The sequence below is a fragment of the Streptomyces sp. NPDC044984 genome (assembly GCF_040646935.1).
In the GTDB taxonomy this organism is placed as follows: domain Bacteria; phylum Actinomycetota; class Actinomycetes; order Streptomycetales; family Streptomycetaceae; genus Streptomyces.
Map to the genome: position 1 here is coordinate 21,081 of NZ_JBEZBE010000049.1, position 23,329 is coordinate 44,409.

20 protein-coding genes are annotated in these 23,329 nt (G+C 68.6%); 10 read left to right on the top strand and 10 right to left on the bottom strand.

Going from position 1 to position 23,329, the window contains the following annotated elements:
* Positions 1-38 precede the first annotated feature (38 nt).
* A complete protein-coding gene (locus AB0A94_RS34830; RefSeq protein WP_361750492.1) occupies positions 39-1,505 on the bottom strand; it encodes a CCA tRNA nucleotidyltransferase in 1,467 nt (488 codons plus the stop codon).
* A 199-nt stretch (positions 1,506-1,704) separates the two neighbouring features.
* Between AB0A94_RS34830 and AB0A94_RS34835 the strand changes: the two genes are divergently transcribed.
* The 7 genes from AB0A94_RS34835 to trxA all read left to right on the top strand — a co-directional run bounded on the left by AB0A94_RS34835 (position 1,705) and on the right by trxA (position 11,543).
* The gene (locus AB0A94_RS34835; RefSeq protein WP_361750493.1) at positions 1,705-4,068 is read left to right on the top strand and encodes a DUF6049 family protein; all 2,364 of its coding nucleotides are present in this window, start codon (positions 1,705-1,707) and stop codon (positions 4,066-4,068) included.
* 44 nt (positions 4,069-4,112) lie between these two features.
* Positions 4,113-6,437, top strand: a complete 2,325-nt coding sequence (gene murJ, locus AB0A94_RS34840; protein ID WP_361750495.1) for a murein biosynthesis integral membrane protein MurJ — start codon at positions 4,113-4,115, stop codon at positions 6,435-6,437.
* 141 nt (positions 6,438-6,578) lie between these two features.
* Positions 6,579-8,300, top strand: a complete 1,722-nt coding sequence (locus AB0A94_RS34845; protein WP_361750497.1) for a protein kinase family protein — start codon at positions 6,579-6,581, stop codon at positions 8,298-8,300.
* 30 nt (positions 8,301-8,330) lie between these two features.
* Positions 8,331-9,056 (top strand): RNA polymerase sigma factor SigM, encoded by a 726-nt coding sequence (gene sigM / locus AB0A94_RS34850; RefSeq protein ID WP_361750499.1) that lies wholly within the window; start codon positions 8,331-8,333, stop codon positions 9,054-9,056.
* Entirely contained in the window at positions 9,053-9,970 is a 918-nt protein-coding gene (locus tag AB0A94_RS34855; protein WP_361750501.1) for a hypothetical protein, read from the top strand. The genes sigM and AB0A94_RS34855 overlap by 4 nt, the downstream gene beginning before the upstream one ends.
* A gap of 224 nt (positions 9,971-10,194) precedes the next feature.
* Positions 10,195-11,163, top strand: coding sequence for a thioredoxin-disulfide reductase (gene trxB / locus AB0A94_RS34860; protein ID WP_361750503.1), 969 nt, complete (start codon positions 10,195-10,197; stop codon positions 11,161-11,163).
* A gap of 41 nt (positions 11,164-11,204) precedes the next feature.
* Positions 11,205-11,543, top strand: coding sequence for a thioredoxin (gene trxA, locus AB0A94_RS34865; protein ID WP_361750505.1), 339 nt, complete (start codon positions 11,205-11,207; stop codon positions 11,541-11,543).
* Positions 11,544-11,630: 87 nt separating this feature from the next.
* Here the strand turns inward: trxA and AB0A94_RS34870 are convergent, their stop codons facing one another.
* The 9 genes from AB0A94_RS34870 to rpmH form a co-directional block, all read right to left on the bottom strand.
* Positions 11,631-12,248 (bottom strand): GNAT family N-acetyltransferase, encoded by a 618-nt coding sequence (locus AB0A94_RS34870; RefSeq protein WP_361750507.1) that lies wholly within the window; start codon positions 12,246-12,248, stop codon positions 11,631-11,633.
* A gap of 328 nt (positions 12,249-12,576) precedes the next feature.
* On the bottom strand, positions 12,577-13,659 hold the full coding sequence (locus AB0A94_RS34875) for a ParB/RepB/Spo0J family partition protein (protein ID WP_361750509.1): 1,083 nt from the start codon (positions 13,657-13,659) through the stop codon (positions 12,577-12,579).
* The gene (locus tag AB0A94_RS34880; protein WP_361750521.1) at positions 13,656-14,732 is read right to left on the bottom strand and encodes a ParA family protein; all 1,077 of its coding nucleotides are present in this window, start codon (positions 14,730-14,732) and stop codon (positions 13,656-13,658) included. The genes AB0A94_RS34875 and AB0A94_RS34880 overlap by 4 nt, the downstream gene beginning before the upstream one ends.
* Positions 14,733-15,109: 377 nt before the next feature.
* Positions 15,110-15,826: a 16S rRNA (guanine(527)-N(7))-methyltransferase RsmG gene (rsmG, locus tag AB0A94_RS34885; RefSeq protein WP_217130731.1), complete on the bottom strand. Its 717-nt coding sequence runs from the start codon at positions 15,824-15,826 to the stop codon at positions 15,110-15,112.
* 122 nt (positions 15,827-15,948) lie between these two features.
* Complete coding sequence (locus AB0A94_RS34890; protein WP_361750511.1) at positions 15,949-16,461, bottom strand: R3H domain-containing nucleic acid-binding protein; 513 nt, start codon at positions 16,459-16,461, stop codon at positions 15,949-15,951.
* Positions 16,462-16,476: 15 nt separating this feature from the next.
* Positions 16,477-17,730 carry a membrane protein insertase YidC gene (yidC, locus tag AB0A94_RS34895; RefSeq protein ID WP_361750513.1) on the bottom strand — a complete coding sequence of 418 codons (1,254 nt, stop codon included), beginning with the start codon at positions 17,728-17,730 and terminating at the stop codon, positions 16,477-16,479.
* Positions 17,731-17,733: 3 nt separating this feature from the next.
* Positions 17,734-18,108: a membrane protein insertion efficiency factor YidD gene (gene yidD / locus AB0A94_RS34900; protein WP_361750515.1), complete on the bottom strand. Its 375-nt coding sequence runs from the start codon at positions 18,106-18,108 to the stop codon at positions 17,734-17,736.
* Positions 18,105-18,476: a ribonuclease P protein component gene (gene rnpA, locus AB0A94_RS34905; RefSeq protein WP_361750517.1), complete on the bottom strand. Its 372-nt coding sequence runs from the start codon at positions 18,474-18,476 to the stop codon at positions 18,105-18,107. The genes yidD and rnpA overlap by 4 nt, the downstream gene beginning before the upstream one ends.
* Positions 18,477-18,497: 21 nt before the next feature.
* Entirely contained in the window at positions 18,498-18,635 is a 138-nt protein-coding gene (gene rpmH / locus AB0A94_RS34910) for a 50S ribosomal protein L34 (protein ID WP_003956500.1), read from the bottom strand.
* A gap of 391 nt (positions 18,636-19,026) precedes the next feature.
* On the opposite strand from rpmH, the gene dnaA reads away from it, so the two are divergent.
* From dnaA to AB0A94_RS34925, 3 genes are all read left to right on the top strand, one after another.
* Positions 19,027-20,976 carry a chromosomal replication initiator protein DnaA gene (dnaA, locus tag AB0A94_RS34915; RefSeq protein WP_361750519.1) on the top strand — a complete coding sequence of 650 codons (1,950 nt, stop codon included), beginning with the start codon at positions 19,027-19,029 and terminating at the stop codon, positions 20,974-20,976.
* A gap of 890 nt (positions 20,977-21,866) precedes the next feature.
* Positions 21,867-22,997, top strand: coding sequence for a DNA polymerase III subunit beta (gene dnaN / locus AB0A94_RS34920; protein ID WP_030857039.1), 1,131 nt, complete (start codon positions 21,867-21,869; stop codon positions 22,995-22,997).
* 222 nt (positions 22,998-23,219) lie between these two features.
* Positions 23,220-23,329: NAD(P)-binding domain-containing protein (locus tag AB0A94_RS34925; RefSeq protein ID WP_361750523.1), on the top strand; the 110-nt coding region annotated here is incomplete at its 3' end.

Consider the following 23,329-nt stretch of genomic DNA (forward strand, 5'->3'; position numbering starts at 1 on the left):
GCGATGTTTCACGTGAAACATCGCCCCGCTCCACATCCTCAGGCCTGCTGGCCGGCCCACCACTCCTTGAGTGCCGCCACCGCCGCGTCGTGCTCCATCGGACCGTTCTCCAGCCGGAGCTCCAGCAGGTGCTTGTATGCCTGGCCGACGGCCGGGCCCGGCTTGACGCCGAGGATCTCCATGATCTGGTTACCGTCGAGGTCCGGGCGAATGGCGTCCAGCTCCTCCTGCTCCTGAAGCTGGGCGATACGCGCTTCCAGGCCGTCGTACGCACGGGAGAGCGCGGCGGCCTTGCGACGGTTGCGCGTGGTGCAGTCCGAACGGGTCAGCTTGTGGAGCCGGTCGAGAAGCGGTCCGGCGTCGCGGACATAGCGACGCACAGCGGAGTCCGTCCACTCCCCCATGCCGTAACCGTGGAAGCGCAGATGGAGTTCGACGAGACGTGAGACGTCCTTCACCAGCTCGTTGGAGTACTTGAGCGCCGTCATGCGCTTCTTGGTCATCTTCGCTCCGACCACTTCGTGGTGGTGGAACGAGACGCGGCCGTCCTTCTCGAAACGCCGCGTGCGCGGCTTGCCGATGTCGTGCAGCAGGGCCGCAAGGCGAAGGGTCAGGTCGGGGCCTTCCTCCTCCAGGGCCATCGCCTGCTCCAGGACGATCAGCGTGTGGTCGTAGACGTCCTTGTGCCGGTGGTGCTCGTCCCGCTCCAGGTGCAGGGCCGGCAGCTCGGGCAGCACGTACTCGGCGATCCCGGTGTCCACGAGCAGGGACAGTCCCTTGCGCGGGTGCGTGGAGAGGATCAGCTTGTTCAGCTCGTCCCGTACGCGCTCGGCGGAGACGATCTCGATACGTCCGGCCATCTCCTTCATCGCCGCGACGACCTCGGGTGCCACCTCGAAGTCGAGCTGGGCGGCGAAACGGGCGGCCCGCATCATCCGCAGCGGATCGTCCGAGAAGGACTCCTCGGGCGTACCCGGGGTGCGCAGCACCCGCGCGGCCAGGTCGGCGCGACCGCCGTGCGGATCGATGAACCGCTTCTCCGGCAGCGCGACGGCCATCGCGTTCACCGTGAAGTCACGGCGGACCAGGTCTTCCTCGATCGAGTCGCCGTACGACACCTCCGGCTTGCGTGAGGTGCGGTCGTACGCTTCCGAACGATAGGTGGTCACCTCGATCTGGAAGCTCCGGTCGGCGTCTTCGACACGGGCTTCCTTCTGTGCCCCGACCGTGCCGAAGGCGATCCCGACGTCCCAGACGGCGTCCGCCCAGGGACGCATGATCTTCAGTACGTCCTGCGGGCGGGCGTCGGTCGTGAAGTCCAGATCGTTGCCGAGGCGGCCGAGCAGCGCGTCCCGCACCGAGCCGCCCACCAGGGCGAGTGAGAACCCGGCTTCCTGGAAGCGGCGGGCGAGGTCGTCGGCGACAGGGGCGACCCGCAGCAGTTCACTCACGGCGCGGTCCTGCGCCTGGCTCAGGGCACTGGTTTCTTCGTTGGCGTTCGGCACAACAGAAGAGGGTACGTGGCCGGAACCACCGAGGGCTCCTCCATAACGTGCGCGGGGACACCCCCGCCGATACACGGACAAGCCCATGTCTCCACGATCTTGTGGACCGGTCCGCGGCACTTCCTCCCGGCGCGCATCGTTACCATGCGTGGACGCACATTCCGACAACCACTGACGAAGACGAGGGACGGGCGAGCGCGTGGCCGAGGCGGCAGACTTCCAGGGGACCAGTCCCTCACCTGCCCGCCGCTGGCTGCGGCGTACCGGAGCCCTGTTCGCCGGAGTGCCCCTGCTGACGGGGCTCGTCCAGCTGCCCGCCGCGCCCCCCGCGGACGCCGCGGGGGCGGACGCGTCACAGGCCGCCTCCGGCGCTGGCTCGGTCTCCGTCTCGGTCGACACCCTCACCCCCGGCGCCCCCGCCGAGGGGGACACCGTCACCGTGTCCGGGACGGTGACCAACAAGGGCAAGCAGACCGTCACCGACGCCCACGTGGGGCTGCATGTGGGTCCGCTGCTGAACACCCGCTCGAGTATCGACAGCGTCGCCAAGAACAGCACCGACGTGCAGAGCTCCATCGGCCCGGAGGTCGGCGACAAGTACTCCGAGGAGTTCGCCGAGCTCACTCCGGGTGTCTCGCAGTCCTTCACCCTCTCGGTGCCGGTGGACAAGCTGGACCTCGGGCAGGACGGCGTCTACCAGCTGGCCGTGGCACTCTCCGGGGAGACCTCCGACCAGCCGTGGGAGCAGACCCTCGGCGTCCAGCACACGTTCCTGCCGTGGCAGCCCGACGAAGCCGGCACGAAGACGAAGACAACGTTCATGTGGCCGCTGATCTCCACCGTCCACATGACGGCGGAGACGGGTTCGGACGAGCAGCAGACGCCGGTCTTCCACGACGACGACCTCGCCAAGGAGATCTCCCCGGGCGGCCGGCTGGACCGGATGGTGGCGCTGGGCAAGGACCTCGACGTCACCTGGGTGATCGACCCGGACCTGCTGGCGTCCGTCGAGGCGATGACCGACCGTTACGAGGTTCCCGGCGAGGGTGACGACACCGTCGTCGGCGGCCACCAGTCGGTCGCGAAGCGATGGCTCACCGAGGTGCAGAAGGCCGTGACGGACAAGGAGGTCGTCGTGCTGCCGTTCGGCGACCCCGACCTGGCCTCCCTCGCCCACAACGGCACGTCCGTCACCGGCTCGCTGGGTCACCTCAAGGAAGCCACCGACGTCGCCAGGACCGTGGAGGCCATCCTCCACGTCAAACCCGTCACGGACTTCGCCTGGCCCGTCAACGGTGCCGTCGACCCCTCCATCGTCAAGGTCGCCACCTCCGCCGGAGCCGACAAGGTGATCGCCCGCAGCGACACCTTCAAGGAGACCGGTGGCCTGTCGTACACGCCCTCCGCGCCCCGGCCCATCGGCGGCGGCACGACGGCCGTCGTCGCGGACGCGCGGCTGTCCACGGCGTTCCAGGGCGACATGACCAAGGCCTCCACCTCCACGCTCGCTGTGCAGCGGTTCCTGGCCCAGAGCCTGACCCTCGGCCTGCAGACGGGGCAGCAGCGCAGTGTCGTCGTCGCGCCGCAGCGGACGCCGTCCGCGAGCCAGGCCCAGACGATGGCCGAGGCGCTCACGCTCCTCCAGGACGGAACCTGGTCCGAGTCGCAGGGCCTCACGGCGGCCGCCGGGGCCGAACCGGACCCCGCCGCCACCACCAAGGTTCCCCCGGCCTCCGCGTACCCCTCCTCGTTGCGCAAGCACGAGCTGCCGCGCACGACGTTCGAGCAGATCGGGAGGACGCAGGCCAAGCTCGACAAGTTCAAGGTGATCCTCTCCGACCAGTCCCGGGTGGTGACCCCGTTCGGACGTGCCCTGAACCGGTCGATGTCCGTGTCGTGGAGGGGCCGGCAGTCCGAGGCCGCGATCTACCGGAGCGGCATCGAGTCGTACCTCGACACGCTCATCGGCCAGGTCAGACTGATCGACAAGTCGGAGACGAAACTCTCCGGCCGCAGCGCCACCATCCCCGTGACGGTCCAGAACAACCTGGTGCAGGGTGTCGAGCACCTGGTGCTGCGGCTCACCTCGACCAACCCGACCCGTCTCGAGATCGGTGGGGACGCCTACGAGGAGCAGCCCGTCGCGGTCTCCGGCGGTCACAGCCAGTCGGTGAAGTTCACCACGTCCGCCAATGCCAACGGACGGGCGACGGTGGTCGCCCAGCTGTACACGCAGGACGGCCAGAGGTACGGCGAACCCGTCACGTTCGACGTGAAGGTCACCGAGATCACCGCCACGGTGATGCTGGTCATCGGCGGTGGCGTGCTGTTGCTCGTCCTCGCCGGCTTCCGGATGTACACCCAGCGCAAACGGGCCGCGGCCCGTGAGGCGGACGAGGACGCCGACGACCCGCAGAACCCGGAAGCCGCCGGGGAACGTCTCACCCGGGAGCCCGGCACGGACGCTCGGGCGGACGCCCCGGAGCAGCCGGGTGACCCGGCACCGGACACCGCACCGGAGAACGCCGACCCGTCCGGCACGGGTGAGAGAGTGGACCGTTGAGGATGTCGTGGCCGGTGGGCCCGGGACGATGAGGTGGGGTAACCATGAACGCGCCGTACGACGGTGACCGCGGCCATGCCGCGGGCAACTCGGGCCATCCCGAGTCGGGCCCCCCGCAGGGTCCGCCGCCCGGGCACGACCAGGTGCCGCAGCCGCCCGCCGACCCGTACCTCCAGGACGCCTACGCCCAGGATCCCTACCGGGCGCAGGACCTCACCGCCCAGGACCCGGTTGCCGAGGCGCTCTACGACCGCGCCGCGCACCCGCCGCCCCCTCCCGGCGCCTACCCCCCTCAGCAGCCGCTGTACGGGCAGCCGCCCCCGTCTCCGTACGCTCCCGACCCGCGGGTGTGGGCCCAGACCCCCGCACCGGAGCCGGACGGGCCGACGCAGTACCTGCCGTACGGCGACGACCCGCGCACCACACAGTTCGTGGGCGTGGACGACCTGGTCGGCCAGGCCGGGGACCAGCGGCATGAGCCGGACGCCTTCGCCCACCTGTTCCGCGACCAGCAGCAGAGCGGCGCCTTCCCCGACCAGCAGCAGGGCGGCGGGTACCCCCAGCAGCACGTCGGTGGACACCCGGCCCACCCGCCGGTGGGCGGCCCACAGCCCTACGCCTCCGCACCGGTGCCGGGCCCGTCGTCCCCGACGCCCGGCCACTACGCGGGAGCCACGCCGCCTCCCGCCGCGGAGGCTCCCGTACCTGAACCGGCTCCCGCCCCCGCCCCGAAGAAGGGCGGCCGGGCCGGGGGACTGCTGAAGTCGAGCGCCGTGATGGCGGCGGGCACGATGGTGTCCCGTCTCACGGGGTTCGTCCGGTCCGCGCTGATCGTCTCGGCCCTGGGCCTCGGTCTGCTCGGCGACTCGTTCCAGGTCGCCTACCAGCTGCCGACCATGATCTACATCCTGACCGTCGGCGGTGGCCTCAACTCCGTCTTCGTACCGCAGCTCGTGCGGGCGATGAAGGAGGACGAGGACGGGGGCGAGGCGTATGCGAACCGTCTGCTGACGCTCGTCATGGTGGCCCTGGCGGTGCTCACCGCCCTCGCGTGGCTGGCCGCCCCGCTCCTGGTACGCGCCCTGTCGAACCCGGTCGCCGGCAACCCCGAGGCCAATGACGTCGCCGTCACCTTCACCCGCTACTTCCTGCCTTCGATCTTCTTCATGGGCATTCACGTGGTGATGGGTCAGATCCTGAACGCCCGTGGCCGTTTCGGCGCGATGATGTGGACCCCGGTCCTGAACAACATCGTCATCATCGTCACGCTCGGCGTCTTCATCTGGGTCTACGGCACCGCCGCGGACTCGCAGATGGAGGTCGCGAACATCCCTCCGGAGGGTCAGCGGCTCCTCGGCGTCGGCGTCCTGCTCGGTCTCGTCGTCCAGGCACTGGCGATGATCCCGTATCTCCGTGAGACCGGGTTCCGCATCCGCCCGCGCTTCGACTGGAAGGGGCACGGACTGGGCAAGGCGGCGATGCTCGCCAAGTGGACCATCCTGTTCGTCCTCGCCAACCAGGCAGGCGCTCTGGTGGTGACTCAGCTGTCCACCGCCGCGGGTCTGGATTCCGATGTGAAGGGCACCGGATTCGCCGCATACGCCAACGCCCAGTTGATCTGGGGTCTGCCCCAGGCCATCATCACCGTTTCCCTGATGGCCGCCCTGCTGCCGCGCATCTCCCGCTCGGCCGCCGAGGACGACGCCGGTGCCGTCCGGGACGACATCTCCCAGGGTCTGCGCACCACAGCCGTCGCCATCGTGCCGGTCGCCTTCGGCTTCGTCTCGCTCGGCATCCCGATGTGCACGCTGATGTTCGGCTCCTCGGGCACAGAAGCGGCCACCAACATGGGCTTCATGCTGATGGCCTTCGGCCTCGGCCTGATCCCCTACTCCGTGCAGTACGTCGTCCTGCGGGCCTTCTACGCGTACGAGGACACCCGAACCCCCTTCTACAACACGGTCATCGTGGCCGCGGGCAACGCGATCGCCTCGGGCATCTGCTACTTCGTGCTCCCGGCCCGCTGGGCCGTGGTCGGCATGTCCGCCTCCTACGGCCTGGCCTACGTGATCGGTGTCGGCGTCGCCTGGCGCCGGCTGCGCAAGCGGCTGGGCGGGGACCTGGACGGCTCCAGGGTGCTGCGGACCTACGCACGGCTGTGCATCGCCTCCGTTCCCGCCGCGCTGCTCAGCGGCGCGGCCTGCTACGGGATCGTGCAGACGCTCGGCCAGGGCGTCCTGGGCTCGTTCGCGGCACTGCTGGCCGGTGGGGCCGTACTGTTCGGAGTCTTCTTCGTGGCCGCCCGCCGGATGCGGATCGAGGAAGTCAACTCACTGGTCGGTATGGTGCGCGGACGCCTTGGACGCTGAGGCAAGGGGTAGGCGCACAACCATCGTCAGCCACTGTGTGTCGTGCATAGCGGCGGACTGTGGGCACAATTGGTCTCGGCGTCGAACGGCGCGCGACGGACGCCGGCCGACGCGCATGGGATGGGGAGGCAGGGAACGACGGTGGCCGAACGGAGCACAGCTGCCGTCGACGTGGCAGACGACAGCGGCAAGCAGCCGCTGACCGCACAGGCGGACCAGTCCACGGCCGACGGGGTGGCCCAGAACCGGGAGCGGGACACGGACAACGACGAGGCACAGGAGAGCACTGGGGCCGAAGGTTCCGCGATGACCTCGCCACCCGAACTGCACAGCGGTCACAAGCTCGCCAGGCGCTATCGCCTCGAGGAGTGCGTCACCCGTCTGGACGGGTTCAGCAGTTGGCGTGCCGTGGACGAGAAGCTCCGCCGTGCCGTCGGCGTGCACATCCTGCCCGCGGATCACGCGCGCGCCCGGTCGGTCCTGGCCGCGGCCCGTTCCTCCGCCCTGCTGGGCGACCCGCGCTTCGTCCAGGTCCTGGACGCCGTCGAGGAGAACGACGTCGTCTACGTCGTGCACGAGTGGCTCCCCGACGCCACCGAGCTGACGACGCTCCTGGCGGCCGGCCCGCTGGAGGTGTACGACACCTACCAGATGGTCAGTCAGGTCTCCGCCGCCATGGCCGCGGCCCACCGCGAGGGCCTCGCCCACCTGCGGCTGAACCCCAACGCGGTCCTGCGCACCTCGACCGGCCAGTGGCGCATCCGCGGCCTCGCGGTGAACGCGGCGCTGCGCGGCGTCAGCTCCGACACCCCGCAGCGCACCGACACCGAGTCCATCGGCGCCCTGCTCTACGCGGCGCTCACCCAGCGCTGGCCGTATGAGAACGACGCCTACGGCATGTCCGGACTGCCGAAGGACATCGGGCTGATCCCGCCCGACCAGGTGCGCGCCGGTGTCCACCGCGGACTGTCCGAACTGGCCATGCGCGCGCTGGCCAACGACGGCGCCACCGCGTCACGCCACGAGTCGGCGTGCACCACGCCCGAGGAACTGGTGAAGGCGATCGGCGAGATGCCCCGCATCCGCCCGCCGGAGCCCGCGTTCGCGACCCCGCCCGACTACCAGCGCACCACCTATCAGCAGGGCACCTACGGCCGGTCGGCGCCGCACCCCGGCGTCGCCCAGCCGGTGCCGGCTCCGCCTCCCCCGTTGCAGAGCCGCACGGGCAAGGCACTGAAGTGGGCCGTCTCGGCCCTGTTGATCGCCGCGCTGGGCCTGGGCAGCTGGCAGCTCGCGGACGCGCTGCTGGAGCAGGACAAACAGTCCGACGACACCAACCAGACACAGACGACGGACGGCGACGACAAGAGCGACGACAAGCCCAAGCCGGCCAAGCCGCTCGGCATCGAGGGCGCCCAGGAATACGTGGCCGAGGGAGACGCCCAACATCCGGAAGACGTGAACCTGACGTACGACGACAGCACGTCGACGGGATGGCGGACCAACAGCTACAGGGACGGTCCGAAAATAGTGATCAAGCCCGGAGTCGGCATCGTCTACGACCTCGGCTCCGACCAGGAGGTGTCGGCCGCGACGCTCTCCCTGCGGTACGGCGGCGATCACACCACCGTCAAGCTGTACGCCACCGACTCACTGGACTCGTCCACACCCCTGAGCTCGATGAAGGAGCTGGGCGAGACGACGACGAACAGCACTTCCGCGAAGGTGACGGTCGACAAGCCGGTGAAGAGCCGCTACGTGCTGGTGTGGCTGACCGCGATGCCGTACTCCGGCCAGGATTCCGTCAACTACAGCCAGCCCGGCTACAAGCAGGCCATCACCGATATCGAAATCCTCGGCTGACAGCTCGCCGCATCCCGGGGAGGGGGTCCGATGGCAGACGACAGCACCTACGGCAACGTCAGTGATCGGGACCTCCTCGCCCGCCATGTGGAGGGCGACCCCGAGGCCTTCGGTGAGCTCGTACGCCGGCACCGTGACCGGCTGTGGGCCGTGGCCCTCCGGACGCTCGGCGACCGTGAGGAGGCCGCTGACGCCGTCCAGGACGCCCTCGTCTCCGCCTACCGGGCCGCCCACACCTTCCGCGGCCAGTCGGCCGTCACGACATGGCTGCACCGGATCACGGTGAACGCCTGCCTCGACCGCGCCCGCAAGACGGCCTCCCGCAAGACCGCTCCGGTCGACGACACGGAGCGTCTGGAGCAGTTGCTCGAACCCCACGAGTCCGCCTCCGCGCCCGCGGAGCGCAACGATCTGCACCGCCAGCTCATCGAAGCCATGGGCACCCTCCCGCCCGATCAGCGGGCCGCGCTCGTCCTCGTGGACATGCAGGGTTATCCGGTCGCCGAAGCCGCTCGCGTCCTCGATGTACCCACCGGCACGGTGAAGAGCCGCTGTGCACGGGGCAGAGCCAGACTCCTGCCCCTGCTCGCTCATCTACGGCCGGACGGCCCCGGTGGGAGCAGGAAACAGGGTGAGGGACGGAACCGGACGCAGGGGACGCCCGTCCCACCCGCAGCGGACCCGCGGCAAGCGGATCCGCCGGACCCAGGACCGAACGACCCGGCTGCAGTGAAGGGCGGAGGTGGGCGAGCGTGACGTCGACGACAGACATGGCCGAGCACCCGGACGTCGCGGAGATCTCCGACCTGACCGAAGGGCTCCTCCCCTCGGCCCGGAGCGCCGACGTACGCCGGCATCTGGACGAGTGTGCGCTCTGCGCGGACGTCCACGCCTCGCTCGAGGAGATCCGTGACCTGCTCGGCACGGCGCCGGGACCGCCCCGCATGCCCGCCGAGGTGGCGGGCCGCATCGACGCCGCACTGGCCGCGGAAGCCCTGCTGCACGCCACGGCACCGGTGCCCGAGGCTGCCGGGGAACTCGACGGCACTTCTCCCACGGCCTCCGATGACGAGACCGCACATGTTTCACGTGAAACATCGACGTCCCAGGACCGGCCGACCGGGCGCCCCCGCTCCACCACGACCGGACCGGGACGCAAGGGCCGCCTGCGCGGCGGGCGCCGCCGGGTCGCCGTCCTGGGGACCGTCTTCACGGTCGCCGCTCTGGGGCTCGGGTCGGCGGTGTTGTCCTCCATGGACGACGGCACCGGTCAGAACGAGGGACCCCGGACGGCCGCCTCGGACACCTTCTCCGAGGGGAAGCTGGAGAAGCAGGTCACCGATCTCCTCGCACAGAGCCAAGGGGAGATGAAGGGCTCGAGCACCGCACACACCTTCGGGTCTCAGTCGGAGTTCGACACCGTCAGCCCCAGGGTCCTCAAGAACTCCGTGGTGCCGAAGTGCGTCAGTGACGGCATCGGCCGCAACGACGCCGCACTCGCCACCGAGAAGGGCACGTACAAGGGGAAGGAAGCGATGCTCGTCGTGCTTCCCGACGCCTCGGACGACACCCGTGTGACCGCGTACATCGTCGAGGCGACCTGTGTGGACAACCCGTCCGTGGCCGCCACGGCGAAGGTTCTGCTGAAGCACTCCTACACGCGCTCCTGACGACCGACACACGTTACTGACACCCGCACTTGACGGCCGGCGCTTCGTCTCCCTCCTGCGTGGTATCCCGTACGGTGTGCGCTTCTCCCTGTCGGAAGAAGGCTGTGCCCGTGTGCCCGGACACGGCGGGAATGCGCGCCCCTTAGGATCCGTTGGGTGGGGTGAGAGTTCCGAAAGAAGCTCCCCCGGTCGACCGACGCAGACCAGAGACGAGGAAACAAGCCGTGAGCGACGTCCGTAACGTGATCATCATCGGCTCGGGGCCCGCCGGCTACACGGCGGCGCTCTACACCGCCCGTGCGTCGCTGAAGCCCTTGGTGTTCGAGGGCGCCGTCACCGCCGGCGGCGCGCTGATGAACACCACCGAGGTGGAGAACTTCCCCGGCTTCCAGGACGGCATCATGGGCCCCGAGCTCATGGACAACATGCGGGCCCAGGCGGAGCGCTTCGGTGCAGAGCTCGTCCCTGACGACGTGGTCGCCGTCGATCTGACCGGTGAGATCAAGACCGTCACGGACACCGCCGGCACGGTCCACAGGGCGAAGGCCGTCATCGTCACCACCGGCTCGCAGCACCGCAAGCTCGGCCTGCCCAACGAGGACGCCCTCTCCGGCCGCGGTGTCTCGTGGTGTGCCACCTGTGACGGGTTCTTCTTCAAGGACCACGACATCGCCGTGATCGGCGGGGGCGACACCGCGATGGAGGAGGCCACCTTCCTCTCCCGCTTCGCCAAGTCCGTGACGATCGTCCACCGTCGTGACACCCTGCGCGCCTCCAAGGCGATGCAGGAGCGTGCCTTCGCCGACCCGAAGATCTCGTTCGTCTGGGACAGCGAGGTCGCCGAGGTCCAGGGCGACCAGAAGCTCTCGGGTCTGAAGCTGCGCAACGTCAAGACCGGTGAGCTCTCCGACCTGGCGGTGACCGGCCTCTTCATCGCGATCGGCCACGACCCGCGCACCGAGCTCTTCAAGGGCCAGCTGGAGCTGGACGAGGAGGGCTACCTGAAGGTCGAGGCGCCCTCGACGCGCACGAACCTCACCGGTGTCTTCGGTGCCGGTGACGTGGTCGACCACACCTACCGCCAGGCGATCACCGCGGCCGGTACGGGCTGTGCCGCCGCCCTCGACGCCGAGCGCTTCCTCGCCGCTCTCGCGGACGAGGAGAAGGCTGAGCCCGAGAAGACCGCTGTCTGACCCCTACCCGCCCCACGCACCAACCAGTTAAGGAGCCCGCTGTGGCCGGCACCCTGAAGAACGTGACCGACGACTCCTTCGAGCAGGACGTCCTCAAGAGCGACAAGCCCGTTCTGGTGGACTTCTGGGCCGCCTGGTGCGGTCCGTGCCGTCAGATCGCTCCGTCCCTCGAGGCGATCGCCTCCGAGTACGGGGACAAGATCGAGATCGTCAAACTGAACATCGACGAGAACCCGGCCACGGCCGCCAAGTACGGCGTCATGTCCATCCCGACCCTGAACGTCTACCAGGGTGGCGAGGTCGCCAAGACCATCGTCGGCGCCAAGCCGAAGGCCGCGATCGTCCGCGACCTCGAAGAGTTCATCACCGTCGCCAAGTGACGACCGACCGCCTCACCGGCGGCACATGTTTCACGTGAAACACGAATGGGCCGACCCGCCTGGGTCGGCCCATTCGTATGAGGACCATCAGAGAGGCCGCAGCGCCGGCTCCTTCTGCACCGCTCCGAGCAGCCGGTCCAGCGCCATCTCGACGTCTTCCCTCCAGGAGAGCGTCGTCCTCAGCTCCAGTCTCAGCCGGGGATGGGTGGGGTGCTGTCGAACCGTCTTGAAACCCACGGCCAGCAGATGGTCGGCGGGCAGGACACAGGCCGGTTCCTTCCAGCGGGCGTCGCCGAACGCCTCGATCGCTTTGAAGCCCCGGCGCAGCAAGTCCTTGGCCACCGTCTGCACCATCACCCGGCCCAGCCCTTGCCCCTGATACCCCGGCATGATGAACGCGGTCATCAGCTGCACCGCATCGGGCGACACAGGGCTGGTGGGGAATGCCGTGGAGCGTGGCACATAGGCGGGTGGGGCGTAGAGGACGAAGCCCACGGGGACGTCATCGACATAGACGATCCTTCCGCAGGATCCCCAGTCCAGGAGGACGGCCGAGATCCACGACTCCTTCTCGACCGCCGACGTGCCCGCCTTTACCGATGCCTCGCCACTGACGGGGTCGAGTTCCCAGAAGACGCACGAGCGGCAGCGCTGGGGGAGGTCCGGAAGGTTGTCCAGCGTGAGCGGTACGAGCCGACGGCCCATGAAGGCTGTTCCTCGCTTCCTTCGCCCGCTGCCTCGCGGGCGGCTGTCAGAGCGCTCCGTTCCCTGAGCAGGCTGCCGATGAAGCCGCTGATGGCTCCCACCCCCAGCCCTGCGCTCACCAGTCCGGTGCGGCTCGTCATTCGCATGGCCCCTGCCTTGCTCTCAGAGGTACTGCCGGGTGGATGCGCCCTGTCCGAACGCATCGTATCCATGAAGCGATTCCATCGATACCGCCAAAAAGCAAAGGGCGGACCGTGTTCCGGTACACACCGGAAAACGGTCCGCCTCTGGTCACCCAGTCAGCCGCTCAGCCGAACCCGCCGAGGGGTCAGGACTCGCTCTCCACGGATGCGTCGTCCACCAGGCTCTTCTGCAGAACGGGTCCCTCACCCGGAGCGAGGGTTCCGAGGATGCGCTCGAGGTCCTCCATGGAGGCGAACTCGACGGTGATCTTGCCCTTCTTCTGCCCCAGGTCGACCTTCACCCGTGTCTCGAAGCGATCCGAAAGACGCGTCGCCAGATCCGTCAGTGCGGGGGAGACAAGGGCTCCGGCACGCGGCCCCTTGGACCGCTGCGCCTTCTGGGGGTGTGAACCCATCAGGGTCACGATCTCCTCGACCGCCCGCACCGAGAGCCCTTCGGCCACGATCCGGTGAGCCAGCCGGTCCTGCTCCTCGGCGTCCTCGACGGACAGCAGCGCGCGTGCGTGTCCTGCGGACAGCACACCGGCAGCCACCCTGCGCTGAACGGTCGGGGACAACTTCAGCAGACGCAGCGTGTTGGACACCTGCGGCCGGGATCGGCCGATGCGGTCCGCCAGCTGGTCGTGCGTGCAGTTGAAGTCCTTCAGCAACTGGTCGTAGGCGGCGGCCTCTTCCAGCGGGTTCAGCTGAGCACGGTGCAGGTTCTCCAGCAGTGCGTCCAGGAGGAGCTTCTCGTCCTCCGTGGCCCGCACGATCGCCGGGATCGCCTCGAGTCCCGCCTCATGGCAGGCCCGCCACCGGCGCTCACCCATGATGAGCTCATAGCTCGCGGGGCCCACCTGCCGTACGACGACCGGCTGGAGGAGACCGACCTCCTTGATGGAGGTGATGAGCTCGGACAGCGCATCCTCGTCGAAGACCTCACGCGGCTGTCGGGGGTTCGGCGTAATGGCATCGAGAGGGATCTCAGCGAAGTACGCGCCCATGGGAGGTGCGGGCACGGCCGTGATGCCGTGAACCGAAGCCTCTTCCGTTTCACGTGAAACAGTCGGCAGCGTGGCTCCACGCTCGTTCGGCAGCATCGACACCCCCGAAGGAGACGGGGAAGCAGCGCCGCTCACCGCGGGCGGTGTCACCGCCTTCTCTGTCGGGGGAGCAGGGATCAGTGCGCCGAGACCACGGCCCAGCCCTCTCCGTCGCTCGCTCACTGGACGCCCTCCACCATGCTCGGATCATTCTGCTGTACGCCGAGGTGAGCCTGTGATGCGTCATAGCTGACGCCGACGCCCCTCAGCGCGATCTCTCGTGCCGCCTCGAAGTAGGAGAGGGCACCACTTGATCCAGGATCGTAAGTCAGTACCGTCTGCCCATAGCTCGGCGCCTCCGAGATACGGACGGAGCGGGGGATGCTCGTCCGCAGTACCTCGTCGCCGAAGTGGGTGCGCACCTCGTCCGCGACCTGCGACGCGAGACGCGTCCGGCCGTCGTACATGGTGAGCAGGATCGTCGATACGTGCAGGGCGGGATTGAGGTGCCCCCGCACCAGATCGACATTGCGCAGCAGCTGCCCCAGCCCTTCCAGCGCGTAGTACTCACACTGGATCGGGATCAGGACCTCCCGGCCGGCCACCATCGCGTTGACCGTCAGCAGGCCGAGCGAGGGCGGGCAGTCGATGAGGATGTAGTCCAGCGGCTGCTCATACGCCTGGATCGCCCGCTGCAGCCGGCTTTCCCGCGCCACCAACGACACCAGTTCGATCTCCGCGCCGGCGAGATCGATCGTGGCGGGTGCGCAGAAGAGCCCCTCGACATCGGGGACCGGCTGGACGACCCCCGCGAGCGGCTTGCTCTCCACCAAGACGTCATAGATGGAGGGGACTTCCGCGTGGTGGTCGATGCCCAGGGCTGTGGACGCATTTCCCTGGGGGTCGAGGTCGATCACCAGGACGCGGCTGCCGTGCAGAGCGAGCGACGCGGCGAGGTTGACGGTGGTCGTCGTCTTGCCGACACCGCCCTTCTGGTTGGCGACCACGATGACGCGGGTCTGCTCGGGCCGTGGCAGGCCCTCACCGGCTCGCCCCAGAGCCTCCACCGCCAGTTGGGCAGCACGACCGATGGGAGTGTCGTCCATCGGAGGCGGTGTTTCACGTGAAACATCCGCTCCCGTCGACTCGGTACGGGGGCCGGGGACCGGATCGGTCATCGGTCCCGCGATGTTGGCGTCGGACCGCAAGGATTCACTCTCCTCGACTTCAGGCTCGCTATGAACAGAGCCTCCCATGCCTTCGGGGTCGCGAACCAGTGAGCCCTGACCTTCTGTGGAGAAATCCACCTCTGTGGACAACTCCATACCCCTTGGGGAGGCCGGTGTCTCGTCGTGACCGGAAGCCTCTCGAAGCGAACCGAGAGGCTTCCGGTCACGGGGTTCGGCCGCAGCGCGGCCCCGACTGATGATGCCGTGCAGCAGTGAGCGATGTTTCACGTGAAACACGATGCACAGCAGCCGAGGCGGCGCTGCCGCGACACTCCGACCTGCATGGGTTCGGCAGCTTGTGTGGAGTACGTCCGGCTCTCAGGACGGACCCCACTCCGTCGGACCCCACTTCATCGGGCCGCACTCCGACGATTCGGTCATCGTCGGCTCAGCCCCGCCCGCTCTCAGCGCCGGCGCCGGGCCCGTCCCGTACGAGCAGCCTTCGCGCGCTTCGCCGCGAACCGCACACCGCCCGGGCTCTCCCCGACCTCGACCCGCACCACCGTGGACATCGGATCCACGACGCCCTCGCCCACATGCACGATGGACGTCTCCACGGCACCGAGCTTGCTCAGTGCCGTCGCCGCGCTCTTCAGCTCCTCCTCGGCGGTGTCGCCCTTGAGCGCCAGCATCTCGCCGTAGGGACGCAGCAGAGGAATGCCCCATGTGGCCAGGCGGTCGAGCGGGGCCACGGCGCGAGCGGTCACCACATGCACCGGAGGCAGCTTCCCCATGACCTCCTCGGCCCGGCCACGCACGACCGTCACGTGGTCCAGTCCGAGCAGCTCGACGACCTCGGTCAGAAAATTGGTACGCCGGAGCAGCGGCTCCAGCAGAGTGATCTTGAGGTCCTCCCGGACCAGCGCCAGGGGGATGCCCGGCAGGCCGGCACCCGAGCCCACATCGCACACCGTCACGCCCTCGGGCACGACCTCCGAGAGCACCGCGCAGTTCAACAGATGCCGCTCCCACAGGCGGGGCACCTCGCGCGGCCCGATCAAGCCGCGCTGCACGCCCGCCTCGGCGAGCAGCTCCGCGTACCGGACCGCGTCCTCGAAGCGATCGCCGAACACCTCACGTGCCTGCTCGGGCGCGGGGGGAAGCTCCGCTGCCTCCGTCACGGGGGACCGTCCTTCCGTACCGTGCCGGCACCGGGCGCCGACACCAGAACCACAGAACTATCAGGCTGACAAAGTTCGGCCCCGTCTGCGCAACAGACGGGGCCGGTGGAACGTAGAACCGATCAGGCGGGAAGCACGACGACGAAGCGCTGCGGCTCCTCGCCCTCGGACTCGCTGCGCAGGCCGGCCGCCTTGACCGCGTCGTGCACGACCTTGCGCTCGAACGGCGTCATCGGGTCCAGCTTCACGGCCTCGCCGCTGCTCTTGGCCTCGGCCGCGGCCTTGGCACCCAGCTCGGACAGCTCGGTCCGCTTCTTGGCCCGGTAGCCGGCGATGTCGAGCATGAGACGGCTGCGGTCCCCGGTCTCCCGATGCACGGCCAGACGCGTGAGCTCCTGGAGCGCCTCCAGCACCTCACCGTCACGACCCACCAGCTTCTGCAGGTCACGGCTGCCCGTGTCGCTGATGATCGAGACGGAGGCTCGGTCGGCCTCGACGTCCATGTCGATGTCGCCGTCGAGGTCGGCGATGTCGAGCAGACCCTCCAGATAGTCCGCCGCGATCTCGCCCTCCTGCTCCAGGCGGGTCAGGGTGTCTGTGCCCTCGGCAGCGGCGGAGGTGGTGCCTTCCGTCACGGGATGGTCTCCTTCTTACTTCTTGGACGGGGACTTGGGCCGCTGCGGACCCTTGCGCTGCCCGGACTGGGCCCTGCTGCGGGTACTGCCGGCAGGCTTGGCGTTGTCCTTCTTGGCAGGGGCGGCGGGCTTGGCGTCCTCGGGCTCGGAGGACTTGGTCAGCGAGGTGGGCTCACCGGCCGCCTTGGCCGTACCGGACTGGCGCTTGGCCTTGGTCTGCCGCTTGGGCTGCTGCCGCTTGGCGGCGGCGACCTCCTCGGCCTGGGCGGCGGCCGTGCTCTCGCTCTTGATCACCGTGCCGTCGGCCTGGACCGCGAGGCCCTCCTTGTTCAGGCCGTTGACGAACTTGCGCTCGTACTCGTTGCGGTCCCGGCCCTTCGCGACGATGGCCTTGACGATGGCGCGCTCGCCGCGGCCGCGGGTCCTGCCGTGCTTGGAGACGCTCTTGGAGAGGCGCTCCAGGTACGCGGCCTGCGCCTTGGAACCCGGCGTGGGGTTGTTGCGGATGACGTACATCTGCTGGCCCATGGTCCACACGTTGGTGGTCAGCCAGTAGACGAGGACACCGACCGGGAAGTTGATGCCGAAGACGGCGAAGATGATGGGGAAGACGTACATCAGCATCTTCTGCTGCTGCATGAACGGCGTCTTCACCGTGGTGTCGACGTTCTTCGTCATCAGCTGGCGCTGCGTGTAGAACTGCGACAGCGACATCAGGACGATCATGATGGCCGTGACGATGCGGACATCGGTCAGCGAGGAGTTGAGCGCCTCGACCTTGTCCGAGCTGTCCGTGAACTTCGCCGCGAGCGGGGCACCGAAGATGTGGGCCTTCTGCGCGCTCTCCAGCAGCCGCTCGTTGATCACGCCGATGGTGTCGTTCGACGCGATGCTGTTGAGCACGTGGTAGAGGGCGAAGAAGAACGGCGACTGCGCCAGGATGGGAAGGCACGAGGAGAGCGGGTTGGTACCCGTCTCCTTGTACAGCTTCATCATCTCTTCGGACTGGCGCTGCCGGTCGTTCTTGTAGCGCTCCTGGATCTTCTTCATCTCCGGCTGGAGCGTCTGCATCGCGCGCGTCGCCTTGATCTGCTTCACGAAGAGCGGGATCAGGCAGATACGGATCAGAATCACCAGGGACACGATCGACAGGCCCCAGGCCCACCCGGTGTCAGGGCCGAAGACGGCGCCGTACACCTTGTGGAACTGGACGATGACCCAGGAGACAGGTGTCGTGATGAAGCTGAAGAGGCTGGCAATCGTGTCCACTAATCATGCTCCTTGGGCATGGGACGAGGTCTCTGCGGCCGGGCTCGAAGGATTCGTCGGTCCTGTGGGAGAGATCCGTCCCTCGGTGGCCGGTTCGGCGGCGGAGGTCCCGCCCCTACGTGCGCGCCAGGCGTCACGCAGCATTTCGTGCCACCGCGGACGCTTGCGCGGAGGGACGTGGTCCACACCACCCAGCGACCACGGATTGCACCGGAGGATGCGCCAGGCCGTGAGCGCTGTGCCCTTGACGGCACCGTGCCGGTCGATGGCCGTGTAGCCGTAGTGGGAACACGACGGGTAGTACTTGCACACCGGCCCCAGCAGCGGACTGATCGTCCACTGGTAGATCTTGATCAGAGCCAGCAGCGGGTACTTCATCGCGCGCCCCCTCCCAGCAGCCGCCGCAGGGCGGCGTCCAGGTCTCGGGCCAGTTGTGCATGGTCGGCGTCACCCGCACCGGGCAGCGCTCGTACGACTACCAGGCTACCGGGGGGCAGCTGGTCGACTCGCTCGCGCATCAAATGGCGAAGCCTGCGCTTCACCTTGTTGCGCACCACCGCGCCACCCACGGCCTTGCTCACGACGAAACCCGCACACGGCGGGGGAGCGCTCTCCCCAGGCGCATGCGGGTCCGTGGCACCGCTACGAAGATGGACGACGAGATGCCGGCTTCCTGCCCGGCGCCCTCGTCGTACCGCGGTCGCGAAATCCTCGCGCCGCCTCAGCCGGTTCTCGGTGGGCAGCACGACGTCATGACCTGACCGGGATCAGGCGGACAGACGGGCGCGACCCTTGCTACGGCGGGACGCGAGAATCGCGCGGCCGGCACGGGTGCGCATACGCAGCCGGAAGCCGTGGGTCTTGGCGCGACGACGGTTGTTCGGCTGGAAGGTGCGCTTGCTCACTCGGGGGCTCCAGAAAGACTCGGTGTTTGCGGGGTGCCGTCCTGGCTGTCACCGTGCGCCCACGAGTAGCTCGCGTTACGCCCGAGTGCACCGCTGACCGATCACCTTGCGTGATCTGTGCCCATCGGAGGCAGGCGGCAGCAGCCATCGACAACTCGACCTGGTCACGGTACGCGCGACTGCGCCATTCGGTCAAACCGGCGACGAGTGGGAGACACTTGTCCACAGCCTGGGGACAACAACTTGAACCGTACCGGTCGCGCTGACTACCGTGGCTTGACTCCGATTCGTTCCCTTGACGATTCCTTCTCTTGACCCTCCACCACCCGATTTACATCCCGACCCGTCCTTCGCATCACACGATCGAAGGACCTGTGAGAGAGCGTGCCCTGTGGCTGACGTACCTGCCGATCTTGCCGCAGTGTGGCCACGCGTACTGGAGCAGCTCCTCGGAGAGGGCCGCGGACAGGGGGTCGAGGTCAAGGACGAGCACTGGATCCGGCGCTGCCAGCCGCTGGCACTCGTCGCCGACACCGCGCTGCTCGCCGTACCCAACGAGTTCGCGAAGGGCGTGCTCGAGGGCCGCCTCGCCCCCGTCGTCAGCGAGAGCCTGAGCCGCGAGTGCGGACGCCCGATCCGCATCGCGATCACCGTCGACGACACCGCCGGCGAGCCCTCGCCCCCACCGGCACCCCGCCCCCAGCCTCGCTACGAGGAGCCAGAGCTCCCAGCTGTCCGCCAGGACCGCCCCGAGCACCTCGAGCGGCCGGACCGGCAGGAGCGCGAGCCGTACGAGGGATACGACGGCTACGAGGGATACGGACGCCGCCGTGCCGACCAGCAGCAGGGCCCCTCCGGTGACCAGCTGCCCACCGCCCGGCCCGCCTACCCCTCGGAGTACCAGCGTCCGGAGCCCGGCGCCTGGCCGCGGCCGGCGCAGGAGGAGTACGGCTGGCAGCAGCAGCGCCTCGGCTTCCCGGAGCGGGACCCGTACGCCACACCCCCGCAGGACGCCTATGGCCCGCCGGACGGCTACGGCCCACAGGACAGCTACGGCGGCAACCCGCCCGTACAGGACTACCGTCCGCAGCCCGTGGACCGGCCGTCGTACGACCAGCAGCGCCCCGACTACGACACGTCACGCGGCGACTACGACCAGCGCGACGCCATGCGCCGCGAACTGCCCGACACCCCCTCCGGCTCCGGGCACGTCCACCGCGGCGGCCCCGTGGGCCCCAACCTGCCCACCACCGGCGCGCCCGGCCCGCTGGCGGCACAGCCGGCACCGGCGGCGGGCCCCGGTGAGCCGACCGCGCGGCTGAACCCGAAGTACCTCTTCGACACGTTCGTCATCGGCGCGTCCAACCGCTTCGCGCACGCGGCCGCGGTCGCCGTCGCCGAGGCACCGGCGAAGGCCTACAACCCGCTGTTCATCTACGGGGAGTCCGGGCTCGGCAAGACCCACCTGCTGCACGCGATCGGGCACTACGCGCGGAGCCTGTATCCCGGCACGCGGGTGCGGTACGTGAGCTCGGAGGAGTTCACCAACGAGTTCATCAACTCGATCCGCGACGGCAAGGGCGACAGCTTCCGCAAGCGGTACCGCGAGATGGACATCCTGCTCGTCGACGACATCCAGTTCCTGGCGGACAAGGAGTCGACACAGGAGGAGTTCTTCCACACCTTCAACACGCTCCACAACGCCAACAAGCAGATCGTGCTCTCCAGCGACCGGCCGCCCAAGCAGCTGGTCACCCTGGAGGACCGGCTGCGGAACCGTTTCGAGTGGGGCCTGATCACCGACGTCCAGCCGCCGGAGCTGGAGACGCGCATCGCGATCCTGCGCAAGAAGGCGGTCCAGGAGCAGCTCAACGCCCCGCCGGAGGTGCTGGAGTTCATCGCCTCCCGGATCTCGCGGAACATCCGCGAGCTGGAGGGCGCGCTGATCCGGGTGACGGCGTTCGCCTCGCTCAACCGGCAGCCGGTGGACCTGGGCCTGACGGAGATCGTCCTCAAGGACCTCATGCCCGGCGGTGACGACTCGACGCCGGAGATCACCTCGACGGCCATCATGAGCGCCACGGCCGACTACTTCGGCCTCACGGTCGAGGACCTGTGCGGCAGCTCCCGGGGCCGCCAGCTGGTGACGGCCCGCCAGATCGCCATGTACCTGTGCCGCGAGCTGACGGACCTGTCGCTGCCGAAGATCGGCGCGCTGTTCGGCGGCCGCGACCACACCACGGTGATGCACGCCGACCGGAAGATCCGCAATCTGATGGCCGAGCGGCGCTCCATCTACAACCAGGTCACCGAGCTCACCAACCGCATCAAGGCCGGCTGAACGGCCCGCACAGGCCGGCCGACTTCGTCGAGGGCGCCCCCGGATCGCTCCGGGGGCGCCCTTCTTCGTGTCCCGGGGCGTCCCGCCCCCTCGTGGAGCGCCCCGGCACTGTTCGATTCCGGAGCCGGGTTACGGCCTTCCTCCACAGATTCGGTGACTTTTTCCCGTCCACATCCTGGGGACCGGGAAGTTGTCCCGATCTTGTCCACAGGGCAGCCCGCCGAGGGATGATCGGGCCAGGTCAGCAGGCTGTGGATACGTGGATGAGCGATCTCCACAGGCTGTGGACAAGTCGGAGACCCACAGCCTGAGCATCGAGTTGTCCACGGGCAGCCCACAGGCTGGAGGCCGTTGTCCCCAGTGATCGACCGGTTCTCCACATGACTGTCCACTGTTCGGCAACATGACGCGCCTTTTCACCGGGGCGAGTGAAAGGCGTCACATCGGGCTGCCGCAGGGGCCTGTGGGAAAGGCCCGCAAACCTGGGGACGGAGCTGGGGAGAACTCGCCCCTCCCTGTGCACGGGATGTGCAGAACTTTCTGTTCTCCACAGAGACACCCAGTTGTCCACGGCCTCCACCCACAGGGCCAGTGGACAAAATATCCAGTCTGACCTGCGGAAACAGGGTTATCCACGGTATCCACAGGCCCTACTACTACTCCCAACTAGAGAGAGCGAGGAATTCGTTTCGAAGGGGGTCCTGTGCACAACTCGCTGTCTCGGCCCCGGCTGCCACTCGTCACGACTTGACCCCGAGGGGCACCTACTGTCAGTGCGGTGCGTCAGACTGGTCCCCGGTGTCCTTCCCCTCCCAGGGGCCGACGACACCGAGTCAGACGACGAAGCCAGGCAGGGCGAGAAGCGCCGGCAACAGCAGGAGGCGGCAACAGTGAAGATCCGGGTGGAACGCGACGTACTCGCGGAGGCAGTGGCCTGGGCGGCGCGCAGCCTCCCGGCCCGTCCGCCGGCCCCTGTCCTCGCCGGCCTGCTCCTGAAGGCCGAGGACGGCCAGCTGAGCCTGTCCAGCTTCGACTACGAGGTCTCCGCGCGGGTGTCGGTGGAGGCGGAGGTCGAGGAGGAGGGCACGGTCCTCGTCTCGGGCCGTCTGCTGGCCGACATCTCCCGCGCCCTCCCCAACCGGCCGGTGGAGATTTCCACAGACGGTGTACGGGCGACGGTGGTGTGCGGCTCCTCGCGGTTCACCCTCCACACACTGCCTGTGGAGGAGTACCCGGCCCTGCCGCAGATGCCGAACGCGACGGGCACGGTTCCCGGCGAGGTCTTCGCCTCCGCCGTGCAGCAGGTCGCCATCGCGGCCGGCCGCGACGACACGCTGCCCGTGCTCACCGGCGTGCGCATCGAGATCGAGGGCGACACCGTCACGCTGGCCTCCACCGACCGCTACCGCTTCGCGGTCCGCGAGTTCCTGTGGAAGCCGGAGAACCCGGAGGTCTCCGCGGTCGCCCTGGTGCCCGCCAAGACGCTCCAGGACACCGCCAAGGCGCTGACCAGCGGTGACCAGGTGATCCTGGCGCTGTCCGGCTCGGGCGCGGGCGAGGGCCTGATCGGCTTCGAGGGCGCCGGCCGCCGTACCACCACGCGCCTGCTGGAGGGCGACCTCCCGAAGTACCGCACGCTGTTCCCGACCGAGTTCAACAGCGTCGCCGTGATCGAGACCGCCCCCTTCGTGGAGGCCGTCAAGCGCGTGGCCCTGGTCGCCGAGCGCAACACCCCGGTGCGGCTGAGCTTCGAGCAGGGCGTGCTCATCCTGGAGGCAGGTTCCAGCGACGACGCACAGGCTGTGGAAAGGGTCGACGCCCAGCTGGAGGGCGACGACATCTCGATCGCCTTCAACCCGACGTTCCTGCTGGACGGCCTGAGCGCCATCGACTCCCCGGTGGCCCAGCTGTCCTTCACCACGTCCACCAAGCCGGCACTGCTCAGCGGCCGCCCGGCGGTGGACGCGGAGGCGGACGATGCCTACAAGTACCTGATCATGCCGGTGCGGCTCAGCGGCTGAGGCACACCCGCCGCAGCGGCTGCCGGGGGTGGGGGGTTGTCCCCACAGGATCGCAGCATGCCGGTGCGGCTCGACGGCTCGGCGTCGTCCCGGGTAAAGCCGCTGGTGAGGGATGCGTCTGAGCGCGTATGCCCACAGATGTGCGCGGGCGTCCGGGTTTAGGCTCGGACGCCGGCACGTACGTGCCGTCACGCCACGTCGCATACCTAAGGATCACAACTGATGGAGCTCGGTCTCGTCGGCCTCGGCAAGATGGGCGGCAACATGCGCGAGCGGATTCGCCGCGCGGGTCACACCGTCCTCGGATACGACCGCAACCCGGACCTCGCCGA

Excerpts from the sequence above, each read along its gene's own strand:
- murJ (WP_361750495.1), top strand. The coding sequence starts at position 4,113 with ATGAACGCGCCGTACGACGGTGACCGCGGCCATGCCGCGGGCAACTCG.
- sigM (WP_361750499.1), top strand. The coding sequence starts at position 8,331 with ATGGCAGACGACAGCACCTACGGCAACGTCAGTGATCGGGACCTCCTC.
- AB0A94_RS34870 (WP_361750507.1), bottom strand. The coding sequence starts at position 12,248 with ATGGGCCGTCGGCTCGTACCGCTCACGCTGGACAACCTTCCGGACCTC.
- AB0A94_RS34880 (WP_361750521.1), bottom strand. The coding sequence starts at position 14,732 with ATGGGAGGCTCTGTTCATAGCGAGCCTGAAGTCGAGGAGAGTGAATCC.
- yidD (WP_361750515.1), bottom strand. The coding sequence starts at position 18,108 with ATGAAGTACCCGCTGCTGGCTCTGATCAAGATCTACCAGTGGACGATC.